The sequence below is a fragment of the Mycobacterium sp. ST-F2 genome (assembly GCF_001905655.1).
GTDB lineage: Bacteria > Actinomycetota > Actinomycetes > Mycobacteriales > Mycobacteriaceae > Mycobacterium.
Genome location: NZ_JMHT01000074.1, coordinates 20,338 through 35,683, shown reverse-complemented (window position 1 = coordinate 35,683; position 15,346 = coordinate 20,338). Strand labels below are relative to the sequence as shown.

The window sequence follows — 15,346 nt, the reverse complement described above, 5'->3', positions numbered from 1 at the left end:
GGGAGTACTACAGGTACTGACCCAGGTTGCTCTCGGTGTCGATGGCCCGGCTGGCACTCGAGGACTTGCCGGTGACCAGGGTGCGGATGTAGACGATCCGCTCGCCCTTCTTGCCCGAAATCCGCGCCCAGTCATCGGGGTTGGTGGTGTTGGGCAGGTCCTCGTTCTCGGCGAACTCGTCGACGATCGAGTCCAGCAGGTGCTGCACCCGCAGACCACGCTGCTGGGTTTCCAGCACCGACTTGATGGCGTACTTCTTGGCCCGGTCCACGACGTTCTGGATCATGGCGCCGGAGTTGAAGTCCTTGAAGTACATGACTTCCTTGTCGCCGTTGGCGTAGGTGACCTCCAGGAAGCGGTTGTCGTCGATCTCGGCGTACATCCGGTCCACGATCTTCTCGATCATGGCCTTGATGGTCAGCGCCCGATCGCCGTTGAACTCGGCCAGGTCGTCGGCGTGCACCGGCAGTTCCTCGGTGAGGTACTTGCTGAAGATGTCCTGTGCCGCTTCGGCATCCGGCCGCTCGATCTTGATCTTCACGTCCAGGCGGCCGGGCCGCAGGATGGCCGGGTCGATCATGTCCTCGCGGTTGGAGGCGCCGATGACGATGACGTTCTCCAGGCCCTCGACACCGTCGATCTCCGACAGCAGCTGCGGCACCACCGTGGTCTCGACGTCGGAGCTCACGCCGGTACCGCGGGTGCGGAAGATCGAGTCCATCTCGTCGAAGAACACGATCACCGGGGTGCCTTCGGAGGCCTTCTCGCGCGCCCGCTGGAAGATCAGGCGGATGTGCCGCTCGGTCTCGCCGACGAACTTGTTCAGCAGCTCGGGGCCCTTGATGTTCAGGAAGTAGCTCTTCGCCTCCCGGGCGTCGTCGCCACGGATCTCGGCCATCTTCTTGGCCAGCGAGTTGGCGACGGCCTTGGCGATGAGCGTCTTGCCGCAACCCGGAGGGCCGTACAGCAGCACGCCCTTGGGCGGCCGCAGCGCGTACTCCCGGTACAGGTCCTTGTGCAGGAACGGCAGCTCGACCGCGTCGCGGATCAGCTCGATCTGCCGGGTCAGGCCACCGATGTCCTCGTAGCTGACATCGGGCACCTCTTCGAGGACCAGATCCTCGACCTCGGCCTTCGGGATCCTCTCGAAGGCGTAGCCGGCCTTGCTGTCGACCAACAGCGAGTCACCCGGCCGCAGCTTGCGCGCCCGCTCGTCCGCCAGGTCGTCGATGCCTTCGAGCACCTCGGCGACCTCAGGGTCCAGGTATTCGAGCGCGATCAGCGGCTCGGCGAGCCAGACGATGCGCTCCTCGTCGGCATGGCCGACGACGAGGGCACGCTTTCCGTCGTTCAGGATTTCGCGCAGGGTGCTGATCTCACCGACCGCCTCGAACGAGCCGGCCTCGACGACCGTCAGCGCCTCGTTGAGACGGACGGTCTGGCCCTGCTTGAGTTCGGACACCTCGATGTTCGGCGACACCGACAGCCGCATCTTCCGACCGGACGTGAAGACGTCGACGGTGTCGTCGTCGTGGGTGAGCAGCAGGACGCCGTAGCCGCTCGGCGGCTGCCCCAGCCGGTCGACCTCCTCGCGGAGCGCCAGCAACTGCTGCCGCGCCTCTTTGAGGGTGTCCATCAGCTTGCCGTTGCGAGTCGTCAGCGAATCGATACGAGCTTCGAGTTGCTGCACGTCACGCGGTCCGCGGTGCGTCGCGGCGGCAGTCGCGAGCTGCTCGCGCAGCGCCGCAGTCTCGCTGCGAAGCCGCGCCAACTCGGCGGCATCGGTGCTGGACATGGGGTTCTGACGAGGTAGGCCCGGGCTGCCGAAGGCGTCCGGGCGATCCATTTCAGACATCTTGCGCTCCTTTCCCACACCGGAAGTTGGTGCGGCGGATACCTCAACGCTACCGGCCATCCGTCATTCATGGGCGCTCAAGGAATCGCGACACACGGGTGTTGCCCTGACCGCGCTGTTAACCTCATACGCGAGTCGGGCTCATCGAAAGGACCGCAGTGATCGTCAAATCCCTCGTCACCGGCATCGCAGCCACCGCCCTAGTAGGTGCGGCAGCCGTCGGTACGACGTCGGCTTCCCAGACGGCCGTGCCGGCCTCCCCTGCGGTCGCGCCCGTTGTTCGCCAGGTGCCGCTGCCCCAGGCGCCCGCGCCCGGCCTGCAGGCGTCGCTGGTGTCCACGCTCACCGGGCTGACGGCCGCCGGCAGCTTCGCCGGGTCCAAGGGCAGCTACATCCAGGGCGGCGTCGGCCGGCTCGAGGCCATCACCGCCGACCGGGCGTACAGCAACGCCGTGAAGCAGGGCGTGTTCCCCATGAGCTTTGCCGTTGCCGACATCGATGACCTCGGAGACGGCACCGCGACGGCCAACGTCACCGCCACGGCCGCCACCGGAGCCACCGCTGCGCAGCCGCTGACCTTCGTCGCCGGCCCCAGCCCGACCGGCTGGCAACTGTCCAAGGGGTCGGCCATGGCCCTGCTGTCGTCGGTGAAGTAGCCGCCAGGAGGAGCCGGTGAAGCCAGCCCGCGGAAGCTTGATCGCCGCCATCGCGGCGGCGATCGGGTTGACCGGGTGCAGTGAACACGTCGAGCCGCCTGCCGACCCGATGCCCCGTTCACTGCTGACCACCGAAACCAGGGCACCCAAGGCCGCACCGCTGCCGGCGCCCGACGCGCTCACCGCGGTGCTGTACAAAATCGCGGACCCGGCGGTGCCCTCGGCACAAAAGATCGGACTGATCCAATACGGCACCGCCGAGGACGAGGCCGCGCTCGACAGCTTCACCAGAGCGCTGCGCGACAACGGCTTCAATCCCATGACGGTGACGGCGACGGACCTGCTGTGGTCGTCCGGGCAGCCGGGCGACATCGTCGCGACCATCACGATGAGTCCCGTCGCCACGCCGGACAACAAGTTCACGTTCCCCATGGAGTTCAGTCCCATCAAGGACGGCTGGCAGCTGAACCGGCGGACGGCGACCCTGCTGCTGAAGCTGGGACAAACCGGCGCTCCGGGAACTGCGGCGCCGCCCGCGCGTTGAGTCTGCGTGTGGATCGGGTGGCTGGAGTTCGACGTGTTGCTGGGCGACGTGCATTCGCTGAAGGAGAAGCGCTCGGTGATCCGGCCGATCATCGCCGAACTGCGCCGCAGGTTCCTGGTCGCTGCGGCGGAAAGCGGTAATCAGGACCTGCACCGGCGGGCCCTGATCGGAATGTCGGCGGTGGCGGCCGACCACCGGCACGTCGTCGATCTTCTCGACGCCGCCGAACGTCTGGTCGCCGCGCGACCTGAGATCGAATTGTTGTCTGTGCGACGGGGTTTGATCAGCAGCGACGACTAGATGTTGCGCTTGCGCCGCAGCGGCTGCGGCGTCACTGCCCCCGGGGCCAGCCGGCGGGCACTGATCAGGAACGCGGTGTGGCCGCGCATCGAGTGCTGGGGGCGCACCGCCAGGCCGACGACGTCCCAGCCGCGTTGCAGCGACTCCCACGACCGCGGCTCGGTCCAGCACTGCTGCTCGCGCAGTGCCTCGACCGTCTTGGACAGCTGCGTGACGGTCGCGACGTAGACGATCAGGACGCCACCCGGGACGAGCGCTTTCGAGACCGTCTCCAGCACGTCCCACGGCGCGAGCATGTCGAGCACCACGCGGTCGACCTCGCCACCCCCCGTCGCTTCGCTCGCCCCCGACGCACCGTCGTAGTCGTTCAGGTCGGCGATGACCAGGTTCCAGTTCTCGGGCCGCTCGCCGAAGAATGTCTCGACGTTGCGCACCGCGTGCACGGCGTGGTCGTCACGGACCTCGTAGGACGTCACCGAACCACCCGGACCGACGGCCCGCAACAACGAACACGTCAGCGCGCCCGAGCCGGCGCCGGCCTCCAAAACCCTTGCGCCCGGGAAGATGTCGCCCTCGTGCACAATCTGGGCGGCGTCCTTGGGGTAGATCACCTGGGCGCCGCGCGGCATCGAGAGGACGTAGTCGATCAGCAGTGGGCGCAGCACCAGGAAGGGGTCGCCGTTGGTGGATTTGACGACGCTGCCCTCGGGCTGGTCGATCACCGAATCGTGGGCGATGATGCCGCGGTGCGTGTGGAACTCCCCACCCGTCGCCAGCACCATCGTGTAGTGCCGGCCTTTGGCGTCGGTCAGTTGGACGCGGTCGCCGACGGTGAAGGGTCCGGTGATTCTCACCGGGCCAGCCTGCCAGCCGACCCGTCCGGGCAGACGGCCGGGGTTCGCGAATTCTGTCGTGGGGCGGCCCTAAGCTGCTGGCATGACCACCGCGAGCGAGGAACCGAAGGCGGATCGCGCATGACTTCGGCCGCCGCTGTCCGACGGCCTGCACTGTCGCCGTCGCGTGCCGGTGACTTCAAGCAGTGCCCGCTGCTCTACCGCTTCCGGGCCATCGACCGGCTGCCGGAGCCGCCGTCGACCGCGCAGTTGCGTGGTTCGGTGGTGCACGCCGCGTTGGAGCGGCTGTACGCGCTGCCGGCGACGGACCGGGTGCCCGAGACCGCGCTGTCCCTGGTCACGCCGGCCTGGGATGCGGTGGTGGCGGAGAAGCCCGAGCTGGCTGACGAGATCGCACCCGAGCTACGGGAGACGCTGCTCGACGAGGCCCGCACCTTGTTGTCGGGCTACTACCGGCTCGAGGATCCGACGCGGTTCGACCCGCAGTGCTGCGAGCAGCGCGTCGAGGTCGAGCTGTCCGACGGCACGCTGCTGCGCGGATTCGTCGACCGGATCGATGTCGCGCCGACGGGTGAGCTGCGCGTGGTCGACTACAAGACCGGCAAGGCCCCGCCCGCGGCCCGGGCCCTGGCCGAGTTCAAGGCCATGTTCCAGATGAAGTTCTACGCAGTGGCTCTGCTGCGCATGCGCGGCGTGGTGCCCGCGCGGCTGCGGCTGCTGTATCTGGCCGACGGTCAGGTGCTCGACTACAGCCCCGACCTGGCCGAGTTGGAAAGGTTCGAGAAGACGCTGATGGCCATCTGGCACGCCATTCAGAAGTCGGGCGAGACCGGTGATTTCCGGCCCAACCCGTCCAAGCTCTGTTCCTGGTGTACGCATCAGGACCTGTGTCCCGCCTTCGGTGGCACTCCCCCGCCGTATCCCGGCTGGCCCGACAACTTCGGCGCCGCATGATCGACTGCTATTACCGTCGGCTCGACGGCGGTGGCGTTGGCGGCGATCTGCAACGGTTCGAATCGACCGAAGGCACCGGCAGCAACTGGGATACCAGCATTCAGCACGGGTCACCGCCGCTGGCGCTGTTGACCAAAGTGATCGAGGAGCTCGCTGCCGGCCGCGGCATGCAGGTGGGCCGGCTGGCCCTCGACATCTTGGGCGCCATTCCCGTTGTGCCCGTTGCGGTTCGGGCCTGGGTGTCGCGGCCGGGTTCTCGTATCTGCATGATGACCGCGGAGATGACGGCAACCCAACCTGACGGGTCCGAGCGCGCGGTGGCGCGGATGTCGGCGTGGCTGATCGCCACCAGTGACACCCGGGACGCCGCGCTGGATCGCTACCCGCCGATGGGGCGCGTGCCCGACACGGGTTTCCGGCATTTGTGGCAGGGCCGGCCAGGCTATCTGGAGACCGTCACCTGGGTGCCGCAGCCCGACGATGCCAACGCCGCGGTGGTGTGGATGCGGCCGTTGATCTCACTGGTGGACGACGAGGAGACGACCGACCTGCAGCGGCTGGCGATGGTCGTCGATTCCGCGAATGGCGTTGGCGCGGCGCTGGATCCGGACGAGTTCATGTTCATGAACACCGACACGACGGTGCACCTGCACCGCGCTCCGGTCGGCTCGGAGTTCTGCCTGCGGGCGCGCGGTTCGATCGGGCCCGACGGCCTCGGGTCGACGACGGCCGAGTTGTTCGACGAGCAGGGCTTTATCGGGACGTCAGCGCAGACGCTGTTGGTCCAGCGGCGCTGAGCGTTGGCATTCGCTCGATCGAATTGAGCGGCTGCACGCCGATACTGTCGCGAAACCAGGCCACCGTTGGAATCAGAATGATCTTTAGCGGATCGACGACACTGCCGGTGGTCAGGCCTCTCGCGACCGCTGGAGCCGGATCAAGGACCGCACCGGGCGGCCGTGCTGCGTTCTATATTCCAGAGCGAACCGCCTGATTTCGCGACTGCATTTTCAGCGGCGGCGCTACGTTTCCGGGAGTTGAGCCATGACCGTTCTGACCACCACTGATCCTGCGCGCCCCGAGCTCTCGCGGCACCGGTAGACCGATGGCGATCACTCTGCACTGGTTCCTGCCCACCAACGGCGACTCACGCAGCGACCTGAGTCTTGGCAACGCCGTCGGCGCGGCCGGCAGCCGAGCGGACGCCTTCGGCGCGGACCGCGCCCCCGACCTGGACTACCTCGCCCTGGTGGCCGGTGCCGCGGAGCGGCTCGGGTTCACCGGCGCCTTGACTCCCACCAGCAGCTGGTGTGAGGACGCCTGGGTGTTCACGGCGGCGCTGACCCAACGCACCGTAGGGTTCAAGTATCTGGTGGCCTTCCGGCCCGGATTGCAAGCGCCGACACTGGTTGCCCAGGCCGCCGCCACATACCAGCGAATCTCGCGGAATCGCTTGCTGCTCAACGTCGTTACCGGCGGCGACGACGTCGAACAGCGCCGCTACGGCGACCATCTCGGCAAGGCAGAACGCTATGAGCGGGCCGCCGAGTTCCTGACGATCTTCCGGCAACTGTGGTCCGGCGAACCGGTGACCTTCACCGGCAAACACCTGTCGGTGGAGAACGCCACCATCATCCCTGCCGAGACCTGGCCTGACATCTACCTCGGCGGGTCCTCGGCCGAAGCGCTGGAAGTGGCCGCCGAACACGCCGACGTCTACCTGACCTGGGGTGAACCGCCCGCCCAGGTCGCCGAGAAGCTCGATGCGGTACGCCACCAGGTCAAGAACCTGGGCCGGCCGCGACTGGCGACCAGAGATCTGCGGTTCGGGATTCGTCTGCACGTCATCAGCCGCCCCACCGAAGAGGAGGCGTGGGCACAGGCCGACAAGCTGCTGGCAGGCCTCGATGCCGAGAGCATCAATCGCGCCCAACAGATTCAGCGTAATTCGCAGTCGGAGGGCCAGCGGCGGATGTCGGCCCTGCACGGCGGCCGAACCGACAACTTGGAGGTGTCCCCCAACTTGTGGGCCGGCATCGGGCTGGTTCGCGGCGGCGCCGGCACTGCCCTGGTCGGCAGTCATGAGCAGGTCGCCGACCGTATCGCGGAGTATCACGAGCTCGGTCTCGACGAGTTCATCCTGTCCGGCTATCCGCATCTGGAAGAGGCCTATACCTTCGGCGAGGGCGTCACTCCCATACTCGCGGAACGCGGACTGCTCGCTGATCGGCCTTGAGCATGGCAGCTCCCCGGACGCACGCGCACATCGTCGCCGTCGCAGAGGAATTCGCGGCAGCGGTGAAACCCGGTGCAGCCGAACGTGATCGGCTCGGCGCTGTGCCCCGCACCGAAGTTTCCGAGTTCGGGGACCTGGGCCTGCCGGCCATCACGGTGCCGGTCGAGGACGGCGGAGATGGGCTGGGGCCCCGGACGGTGGCCGAGGTCGTCAGAATCGTCGCGGCGGCCGATCCGGCCCTTGCCCAGATCCCACAAGGCCATCTCCTGGCCGTGGACATCCTGTGCCTGCTCGGCACTCCCCTGCAGCGCGCCCGCATCTTGCCTGCGGTCGTCAACGGTGCCCGGATCGCGCCTGTGCTCGCCGAGCGCGGCGGCCACCATGCCCAGGATCTGAAAACGCGCCTGAGCAACGACGGCACGCGCTGGCGCGTAGATGGCACCAAGTACTACTGCACCGGTGCCATCACCTCGCAGTGGCTGGCCGTCAGTGCGCTCGACCCCGATGACCGTCTGGTGCTGGCGTTCGTCGAACGTGACGCACCCGGAGTGACCGTCGACGAAGACTGGGCCGCCATGGGCCAACGCTCCACCGTGAGTGGCACCACCACTCTGGACGGCGTCACGATCGACAGCAACCTGGTGGTGCCGTATTGGTCGGCGTTCGAGAAACCGCAACTTCTCGGCGCCCGCGCACAGCTCGTGCACGCGGCCATCGAAGCCGGCATCGCGGAGGGCGCCCTGGCCGACGCCGGAGAGTTCGTCCGCACCCGTAGCCGCCCGTTCTTCGAGGCGGTGCGGTACGGACGCGCCGGCTCGGCAAGCGAAGACCCGCACATCCAGCTGCGATTCGGCCAACTCGCCACCCGCACCCGCGCGGCCATCGAGTTATTACGTTGGGCGGCAAGAGAACTCGAAGACATCGGTCTCGACGTCAGTGATCCCGACGCCGCTGCGCACGGCTCCATCGCAGTGGCCCAGGCCAAGCCCTTCGCCAGCGACGTCGCCGTCGACGTGGCCAGCCAGCTGTTCGCACTGACCGGGGCCAGCGGAACCGACCGCCGTCATGGCCTCGACCGACACTGGCGCAACGCCCGCACCCACAGCGTGCACGACCCGGTCGACTGGAAGTACCACCACATCGGCGCGTGGGAACTTTCCCACGTGGCACCGCCGAACCACGGGCAGATCTGAATGCCCTTGCGATCCGGCGGATTCTGAATATCCAGACGGTGATCGGTACCCGATAGCGTGGCCGGCAGGTTCGGGCGCCGCGCCGACCGGCGTCGGCTGGGCCATCGGCCATTACGGCGTCCAGACGCCCTATCTGGCGCTGTCGGCCATCTGGTTACTCGCCATCGTCGGCTACCTGCTGGGACCCGAGACCAAGGGCAAGGAACTCGACAACCTCGCCGAGGAGGCGCTGCACGTCTGCCCCTTGCGCGAACCAGACGCGCACCAGCCACCTGAACCAAGCAGGTTCGCTCGCACCCATCCGCACTCACCTCGGTTCCGAATAACCAATGTGAGCACCTGCAGGCTCAGGACGCCGGTGGAAGTGAGGGTCCCATGACGCAGCACTACGACGTGGCGATTGTGGGCGGCGGTCCCGCCGGCGCGGCCGCCGCATGGCAGGCAGCGCAGACCGGTGCCCGGGTTGTGGTGTTCGACAAGGCGCAGTTTCCGCGTGACAAACCGTGCGGCGACGGTCTCACGCCGCGGGCGGTCAGCTTCATCCAGAAAATGGGTTTGGCCGAGCAGGTCGCGAAATTCCATCGAGTCAACAGAGCCACCGTCTACAGCCCGAACCGGTGGGACCTGGCATTCCCGGACCGTCCGGGAATGCCCGATCACGGCCATGTGGCGCGGCGTCTGGAGCTGGATCTGATGTTGCTTGACCGTGCCGAGTACTGCGGGGCCGAGGTGCGCCGCGGCGCCGAAGTCGCATCGGCGATCGTCGATGACCGTGGCCGGGTCTGTGGGGTGGTCCTCAAGAGCGGAGAACGGGTCCGCGCCGATGCGGTGATCGCGGCTGACGGCGCCCATTCCCCGCTGAAGCGGACGCTGAACCTCACCTCCCGCTACAACGGCTACGCCGCCATCGCGATCCGCGCTGAAATGACGGCCAACCGCCCCGACGTCGACTCCCTCGACGTCCATCTGCAGCTCAAGTTCCGAGGCGATCAACTGCCCGGCTACGGCTGGGTGTTCCCCCTCGGCGGCGGCCGAGTCAACATCGGACTGGGGTACGTCAACAGCTACAAGAAATGGCATCAGATCAACGCAACAGAGCTGCTGGGCCAGTTTCTCGCCGATCTCCCCGCCGACTGGCAGCTGCCGACGACCCACGAATTGATGAAAGCCAAAGCCCTGCAAGCCTGGCGACTACCAATGGGATTCACCACCTGGCCGCCGTGGCGACCCGGCGTCCTGTTCGCCGGGGATGCTCTCGGCGCCGCTCGGCCGGCATCAGGGGCGGGGATATCAAAAGCCCTGCAGTCCGGGCTGGCCGCCGGTGAATGCGCCATCGCGGCTCTGACCAACGGCGGTCCCGACGATTTCACCAACTACACCCAGCGGGTAGAGGAGGCCTGGGGCACGGAATACCGGCGCGGCCGCTGGTTCCACAAGATGGTCGGCATACCGGCCATCGCCAGTGCCGGACTACACGTACTCGACGCCGTCGGCAATCCGTCGTTTCGAGCCCGCATGCTGTTCTGGGAACAGTGGACCGACCCGCGACGAGAATCCCCGGGCGCGTGCGACACGCACACGTCACGGAGGAACTGCTAGCCACGGCTGTGTGGAGGTGACCCGAAGCCTGCGACGGCCTCGAGCCGCCTCCACAGCCGCCCATCCGCCCTAATTCGCCTGTTTGTGGTACGCGGCGAGGGTGACGTCGAGCAAACCTTCGGTGAAGTAGCGTTCGCACCCGCGGAGGTATTTCATGAAGCGTTGATAGACCTCTTCTGACTGGACCTCGACGGCCTTTTCGTAATTGGCCTCCAGCGCGTTGCCCCAGATATTCAACGTCCGGATATAGTGCGACCGAAGCGACACCGCCTCGGGAACATCGAAGCCGGCTCGTTCACCGTGTTCAATCATCATCTCGGTGGTCGGGATCCGCCCGCCCGGAAAAATCTCGGTGACAATGAATTTGATGAATCGCGCGGTCTCGAAGGTGATCTGCTTTCCGTCCGCGTGCAAATCATACGGGTGATAGCCGACGCTGCTCTGAATCGTCATCCGGCCGTCTCCGGGCAGAATATCGAAACATTTCTTGAAGAATTCCACATAGCGTTCGAACCCGAAGTGCTCGAAGGCTTCGATGGATACGATTCTGTCGACAGGTTCGTCGAACTCCTCCCAACCATGCAACAGCACGCGCCGGGTTCGCGTGGTGTCGATGGTGTCCAGGAGTTGCTGGGTATAGGTTCGTTGGTTCTTCGACAACGTCAGTCCAATGACGTTGACGTCATACTTCTCGACCGCGCGTTTGGCAGTGGCGCCCCAGCCGCAGCCGATGTCCAACAACGTCATCCCCGGCTTGAGGTCCAGCTTGTCGAGGTTCAGGTCGATCTTCGCGATCTGCGCCTGCTCCAAGGTCAAACTCTCCGGTTCGAAATAAGCGCAGCTATAGGTACGTGAAGGATCCTGGAACAGGGCGAAGAAATCGTCAGATAGGTCGTAGTGGGCTTGGACGTCCTCGAAATGCGGACGCATATCGTCACGAGAATCAGTTGCCACGAATTTCTCCCTCCCCACTGAGCACAGCAGTGCTCAGCATGTTCAGGCCAGTCCGGTAATGAGTCACAGTCCGATCCACTATTTCTCCAGGGTGAATTGGTTCACGTCGACTTGACCGAGGCGGAACATATCCGCACAGCCAGTCAGATATTTCATGTACCGGTCGTAGACCTGCACCGATTGGATGGCGATCGCCTCATCGCGGTGGGCCTCGAGCGACGCTGCCCACAGGTCCAGGGTCCGCGCGTAGTGCGGCTGCAGCGATTGGACCCGAGTTATCCGGAAGCCCGCGGCGGTGGCCAGCTCATGGACCATCGGAACCGATGGCAGTCGTCCGCCGGGAAAGATCTCGGTGAGGATGAATTTGACGAACCGGGCCAACTCGAAGGTCAGAGGTATGCCGAGTTCCGCAGCCCGGCGCGGTTCGATACCGCAGATGGTGTGCAGCAGCATGCTGCCATCAGCGGGCAGCGCGTCGTAGGCCATGCGAAAAAACGCCGGATACCGATCGTGGCCGAAGTGCTCGAACGCCCCGATGGACACGATCCGATCAACCGAACCCTCGAATTGCTCCCACCCTTCCAATAACACCCGACGGGACCTCGTCGTGTTCATCGTGCCCAGAAGTTGTTCGACGTGGGCGGCCTGGTTCTTCGACAGCGTCAGACCGATGACGTCGACGTCGTAGCTCTCGACCGCCCGCCGCATCGCGGCACCCCAGCCGCAGCCGATATCGAGCAACGTCATACCGGGTCTCAGACCCAATTTGCCGAGAGCCAAGTCGATCTTGGCCATCTGGGCCTGCTCCAGGGTCATGCCGTCGTGCTCGAAGAACGCACAGCTGTACGTCTGGCTGGGATCCAGAAACAACCGGAAAAAGTCATCTGACAGGTCGTAGTGCGCCTGCACGTCCTCGAAGTGAGGTTTGAGCTTTGCAGTCATGGACGTCCTCTCATGGCACCTGGTCCCGGCAACGGGTCAGGTAGCACTTGATCGGGGTACGCGTCGGTCAGACCGGCCACGGTGACGATCCGCGCGCGTACGTGTTGGTCAGGACATGTCTCGGTTCCGGCACCGTTCGCCAGAGCGAGCAACCGGGATTCGAAGCCCAGGCCGTGTTGGATGGGTCTGCCGCGGAAATTGATAGAGAATTGCCGATGTCGCAGGCGGAGGGTTTCATCGACATTCGCCGGGCTGTAGCACAAACCCACCCCGCTGACCCGCGTTGACAAGTAACAACGCGCCTCAGCCTTGAAGGTCCACCAGCGATCAGGCGACCGTCACCAGCCTCACTGCCCAGTACGGCTAGAGCTTGAATCGTCCGGCGAAGCCGCGCAGCGGCAGGTCGGCGCTGGTGATGATGCCGGGACGGGCTGCGACCACGGACTTGATGGCGTTGAGCGCGGGCATTCCTGTGACCGTCATGCCGATCGAGGCGAAGTTGTCCGGATTGGACAGGTCCACACCGGGTTTCGGGTAGATCATGTGTTTGTTGTAGACGCAGGGATCGCCCTTGATCTGAGTGATGTAGCAGCCCTTGATGTTCCAGTGCGGTTCGGTGTGCGGCGTCATCTGCCATTCGAGGTGGGTCTCGACGCGCGGCACACCGTCGACCATGCCCTGGTACTTGATGTAGTTGCCGCCGAGTGAGCCCTTGGGCAGCGTGTACCAGCCCAGGTCGACATCCTTGGTGCAGGCACCGAGCTCGTATTCGAATTTCACCTCGTCGAGCTCGAGCCCGAAGCAGTCGGCCATCATGTAGACCGAGTCGGCGAAGACCTCCGTGTATTTCCGCAGCTTGCCCGGGATCGACGGATCATCAACGGGCAGACCGTATCCCACCTCGATCCAGGTGTCTTTCGAGTGATGGCAGGACACGTCGACGGACTCGATGGTGGTGACGTTCTCGATCTCGGCGACGTCGGCCGAACACACCACCCCGAGGATCTGATTGAGACCCGGATTCATACCCGTGCCGTAGAACGTGGAATTGCCCTTCTCGCAGGCCTCTTGGAGCAGCTGCGTGACGGGCTTACCCGAGTGGTGCGGGTGATTGGTATCGCGGTGGAAGCCGGTGATCCAGTCGGCGGTGGTGACGATGTTGATGCCGGCCTCGAGCACCTTGACATAGAGATCTTCGTCGGGGAATACGCCGTGGAAGGTCAGCACATCAGGCTTGGCGGCGATGATTTCCTCGATCGTTCCGGTGGCGATCACACCGTTCGGCGCTATGCCGGCGAGTTCGCCGGCGTCCTTGCCGACTTTGTCCGGCGAATAGCAGTGCACACCAACAAGTTCGAGATCCGGTCGATCCGCTATCCGCTTGATCATCTCGGAGCCGACGTTGCCGGTCGCGACCTGAAAAACAGTAATCGGCATGGCGATGCCTTCCTTCTCGAGAATGGTCTTGATCAGTGCGGGGATCGGGCAGCCAGGTCGGCGGCGCTGCCACCTTTGCCGTCAGGGTAGAACTTCAATGCCCAGTTGCGGATCGCGGTGAATCCTTCGAGTTCCGAGCTGGCCAGAGCGGGCGGATCGGAATAGCGCTGGTGCGACCAGATGTGGATGTCCTGGCGGAACTGCCGGATGACTTCGGCGCCGAACTCCTCGGCCCTGACACGAGCCCGATCGGGGTTACGCACGTCGCCCTTGGGCCGCCCGATGTAGACCATGAAACGGATATCGGAGGTGCTGTCGTCGACAGGGGTGATGGCCGAGATCGTGCGATTGTCGATCATTCCCCAACTCTTGGTCACCGCGATGCCGAGGCCGCCGTTGATTGCCTCCACTCCGCTGTTGATGTCCTCGATCCGCTGGCCGTCGTCGCCTTCGAAGGTGATGGTGAAATCGACGTAGGACACCGGGCCATCAAAGTCGTGCCGGGTGAAGACCGGATTGATCGGTGTCCCGTGGACATATTTGAAATGGGCGGAGTCTACGCCGTTTTCGAGCACATACTGGGGGTGCATCTCACGGCCCTGCTCGAACAACCGCTGCTGCGGGTAGTAATCCGCTGCGCTGCTTCCGTCACCGAAACTGGCGAAAACATCGGGAGCATCGAAGAACGGGTCACGGTCCTGGAGGTCATGCCACACATAGATCGATGCGTTGCGCTCGGTAACCGGGTAGGTCTTGATGCGACGCCCCCGGTTGGGCCGGCTCTCGTAGGGAATGCAGACGTTGCGCCCCTCCTGATTCCACTGCCAACCGTGAAAGGGGCACTGCAACACCTCGCCTCGCACGGTGCCACCGAACCCGAGGTGCGCGCCCAGGTGTTCGCAGTAGGCGTCCATCACGGTGACCCGTCCAGACTCTGAGCGCCAGGCGACCAGCTCCCGACCGAAGTACTTCATGGTGTGAACGTCACCGACGCCGACCTCGTCGGACCAGGCAACCTGAAACCAGCCGGTCGGTCTCATCGAAAGAGGCGGCTTAGCCATGAACCGAAGCATAGAACAGTCAATGAAAGTTGCATAGCACCCTCTATCAAAATGGTTCCAGCGGGATATCCTTCGAAGATGACCGATACGACGGAGGCGTCGACGCCGGCGCGGCGCACGAATCGGCGCGGCCAGGCGACCCGCGAGAACATGCTGGAGGCCGCGCTGAAGTCGCTGGCCTCGGGCGATCCCGGATCAGTCTCGGCCAATCGGATTGCCAAGGACATCGGCGCGACCTGGGGTGCCGTGCAATACCAATTCGGCGACGCCGACGGCTTCTGGGCCGCCGTGCTTCACCGTACGGCCGAACGCAGGGCCGACGTGTTCGCATCCATCAGTTCCGACGCCCTGCTGAGCAATCGCGTCGCCACCATCATCGACACTCTCTACGCGGGCCTGGACTCCCCCGATTCACGGGCCATCGAGAACCTACGCGCCGCACTGCCCCGCGATCATGCAGAACTGGAGCGGTTATACCCAAGGACCGCAGCCGAATTGCATTCCTGGGGCCAGTCGTGGCTGCAGATCTGCCGCAACGCTTTCGAGGACCTCGGCGCCGACCCCGAACGCGTCCGTGAGGTCGCCACCTTGATTCCGGGCGCGATGCGCGGCCTGGTCTCCGAGCGGCAACTGGGTTCCTATGCAGACCTCGATGTTGCGCGGCGCGGGTTGACCAACGCGCTGGTCGCCTATCTGCAAACGGCGGATTGAGCAGACGGCAGAATATTCAGTTGCATCTATATAGATGTCTAGGCATACTG

Annotated in this window: 15 protein-coding genes and 1 pseudogene; 10 read left to right on the top strand and 6 right to left on the bottom strand. The window is 65.0% G+C overall.

Annotated elements, in window-relative coordinates; translation table 11 throughout:
• Positions 1-7: 7 nt before the first annotated feature.
• Entirely contained in the window at positions 8-1,846 is a 1,839-nt protein-coding gene (gene arc, locus EB75_RS25030) for a proteasome ATPase (RefSeq protein ID WP_502689396.1), read from the bottom strand.
• Between the two features lie 167 nt (positions 1,847-2,013).
• On the opposite strand from arc, the gene EB75_RS25025 reads away from it, so the two are divergent.
• The 3 genes from EB75_RS25025 to EB75_RS25015 are packed head-to-tail and all read left to right on the top strand — an operon-like array spanning position 2,014 to position 3,355.
• Positions 2,014-2,511 (top strand): MTB12 family secreted protein, encoded by a 498-nt coding sequence (locus EB75_RS25025; protein ID WP_073697952.1) that lies wholly within the window; start codon positions 2,014-2,016, stop codon positions 2,509-2,511.
• Between the two features lie 16 nt (positions 2,512-2,527).
• Positions 2,528-3,055 carry a lipoprotein LppK gene (gene lppK / locus EB75_RS25020; protein WP_073697951.1) on the top strand — a complete coding sequence of 176 codons (528 nt, stop codon included), beginning with the start codon at positions 2,528-2,530 and terminating at the stop codon, positions 3,053-3,055.
• Between the two features lie 6 nt (positions 3,056-3,061).
• Entirely contained in the window at positions 3,062-3,355 is a 294-nt protein-coding gene (locus EB75_RS25015) for a DUF503 domain-containing protein (RefSeq protein WP_073697950.1), read from the top strand.
• On the opposite strand, the gene EB75_RS25010 is transcribed toward EB75_RS25015, so the two are convergent.
• The gene (locus tag EB75_RS25010; RefSeq protein WP_073697949.1) at positions 3,352-4,209 is read right to left on the bottom strand and encodes a tRNA (adenine-N1)-methyltransferase; all 858 of its coding nucleotides are present in this window, start codon (positions 4,207-4,209) and stop codon (positions 3,352-3,354) included. The genes EB75_RS25015 and EB75_RS25010 overlap by 4 nt on opposite strands.
• Before the next feature lie 120 nt (positions 4,210-4,329).
• Between EB75_RS25010 and EB75_RS25005 the strand changes: the two genes are divergently transcribed.
• From EB75_RS25005 to EB75_RS24985, 6 genes and pseudogenes are all read left to right on the top strand, one after another.
• Positions 4,330-5,163, top strand: coding sequence for a RecB family exonuclease (locus EB75_RS25005; protein WP_073697948.1), 834 nt, complete (start codon positions 4,330-4,332; stop codon positions 5,161-5,163).
• Positions 5,160-5,960: a thioesterase family protein gene (locus EB75_RS25000; RefSeq protein ID WP_073697947.1), complete on the top strand. Its 801-nt coding sequence runs from the start codon at positions 5,160-5,162 to the stop codon at positions 5,958-5,960. Before EB75_RS25005 ends, EB75_RS25000 begins: the two co-directional genes overlap by 4 nt.
• 308 nt (positions 5,961-6,268) lie before the next feature.
• A complete protein-coding gene (locus EB75_RS24995; protein ID WP_073697946.1) occupies positions 6,269-7,399 on the top strand; it encodes an LLM class flavin-dependent oxidoreductase in 1,131 nt (376 codons plus the stop codon).
• A 2-nt stretch (positions 7,400-7,401) separates the two neighbouring features.
• On the top strand, positions 7,402-8,592 hold the full coding sequence (locus tag EB75_RS24990; RefSeq protein ID WP_073697945.1) for an acyl-CoA dehydrogenase family protein: 1,191 nt from the start codon (positions 7,402-7,404) through the stop codon (positions 8,590-8,592).
• 76 nt (positions 8,593-8,668) lie between these two features.
• Positions 8,669-8,824: pseudogene (locus tag EB75_RS29020) on the top strand (MFS transporter); the annotation flags it as partial.
• Between the two features lie 143 nt (positions 8,825-8,967).
• Positions 8,968-10,191 carry an NAD(P)/FAD-dependent oxidoreductase gene (locus EB75_RS24985; RefSeq protein ID WP_073697944.1) on the top strand — a complete coding sequence of 408 codons (1,224 nt, stop codon included), beginning with the start codon at positions 8,968-8,970 and terminating at the stop codon, positions 10,189-10,191.
• A 69-nt stretch (positions 10,192-10,260) separates the two neighbouring features.
• Here the strand turns inward: EB75_RS24985 and EB75_RS24980 are convergent, their stop codons facing one another.
• The 4 genes from EB75_RS24980 to EB75_RS24965 all read right to left on the bottom strand — a co-directional run bounded on the left by EB75_RS24980 (position 10,261) and on the right by EB75_RS24965 (position 14,585).
• On the bottom strand, positions 10,261-11,121 hold the full coding sequence (locus tag EB75_RS24980) for a cyclopropane mycolic acid synthase family methyltransferase (protein WP_073697943.1): 861 nt from the start codon (positions 11,119-11,121) through the stop codon (positions 10,261-10,263).
• A gap of 102 nt (positions 11,122-11,223) precedes the next feature.
• Complete coding sequence (locus EB75_RS24975) at positions 11,224-12,087, bottom strand: cyclopropane mycolic acid synthase family methyltransferase (protein ID WP_073697942.1); 864 nt, start codon at positions 12,085-12,087, stop codon at positions 11,224-11,226.
• A gap of 363 nt (positions 12,088-12,450) precedes the next feature.
• Complete coding sequence (locus EB75_RS24970) at positions 12,451-13,524, bottom strand: NAD(P)H-dependent amine dehydrogenase family protein (RefSeq protein ID WP_073697941.1); 1,074 nt, start codon at positions 13,522-13,524, stop codon at positions 12,451-12,453.
• Between the two features lie 32 nt (positions 13,525-13,556).
• Entirely contained in the window at positions 13,557-14,585 is a 1,029-nt protein-coding gene (locus EB75_RS24965; RefSeq protein ID WP_073697987.1) for an aromatic ring-hydroxylating dioxygenase subunit alpha, read from the bottom strand.
• A gap of 78 nt (positions 14,586-14,663) precedes the next feature.
• Between EB75_RS24965 and EB75_RS24960 the strand changes: the two genes are divergently transcribed.
• Entirely contained in the window at positions 14,664-15,296 is a 633-nt protein-coding gene (locus EB75_RS24960; RefSeq protein ID WP_073697940.1) for a TetR/AcrR family transcriptional regulator, read from the top strand.
• The last annotated feature ends 50 nt before the right edge of the window (positions 15,297-15,346 follow it).

What these genes read in the sequence shown, in the direction of transcription:
- arc (WP_502689396.1), bottom strand. Translation starts at nt 1,846, where the DNA reads ATGGATCGCCCGGACGCCTTCGGCAGCCCGGGCCTACCTCGTCAGAAC.
- EB75_RS25005 (WP_073697948.1), top strand. Translation starts at nt 4,330, where the DNA reads ATGACTTCGGCCGCCGCTGTCCGACGGCCTGCACTGTCGCCGTCGCGT.
- EB75_RS25000 (WP_073697947.1), top strand. Translation starts at nt 5,160, where the DNA reads ATGATCGACTGCTATTACCGTCGGCTCGACGGCGGTGGCGTTGGCGGC.
- EB75_RS24995 (WP_073697946.1), top strand. Translation starts at nt 6,269, where the DNA reads ATGGCGATCACTCTGCACTGGTTCCTGCCCACCAACGGCGACTCACGC.
- EB75_RS24990 (WP_073697945.1), top strand. Translation starts at nt 7,402, where the DNA reads ATGGCAGCTCCCCGGACGCACGCGCACATCGTCGCCGTCGCAGAGGAA.
- EB75_RS24985 (WP_073697944.1), top strand. Translation starts at nt 8,968, where the DNA reads ATGACGCAGCACTACGACGTGGCGATTGTGGGCGGCGGTCCCGCCGGC.
- EB75_RS24980 (WP_073697943.1), bottom strand. Translation starts at nt 11,121, where the DNA reads ATGCGTCCGCATTTCGAGGACGTCCAAGCCCACTACGACCTATCTGAC.
- EB75_RS24975 (WP_073697942.1), bottom strand. Translation starts at nt 12,087, where the DNA reads ATGACTGCAAAGCTCAAACCTCACTTCGAGGACGTGCAGGCGCACTAC.
- EB75_RS24970 (WP_073697941.1), bottom strand. Translation starts at nt 13,524, where the DNA reads ATGCCGATTACTGTTTTTCAGGTCGCGACCGGCAACGTCGGCTCCGAG.
- EB75_RS24965 (WP_073697987.1), bottom strand. Translation starts at nt 14,585, where the DNA reads ATGGCTAAGCCGCCTCTTTCGATGAGACCGACCGGCTGGTTTCAGGTT.
- EB75_RS24960 (WP_073697940.1), top strand. Translation starts at nt 14,664, where the DNA reads ATGACCGATACGACGGAGGCGTCGACGCCGGCGCGGCGCACGAATCGG.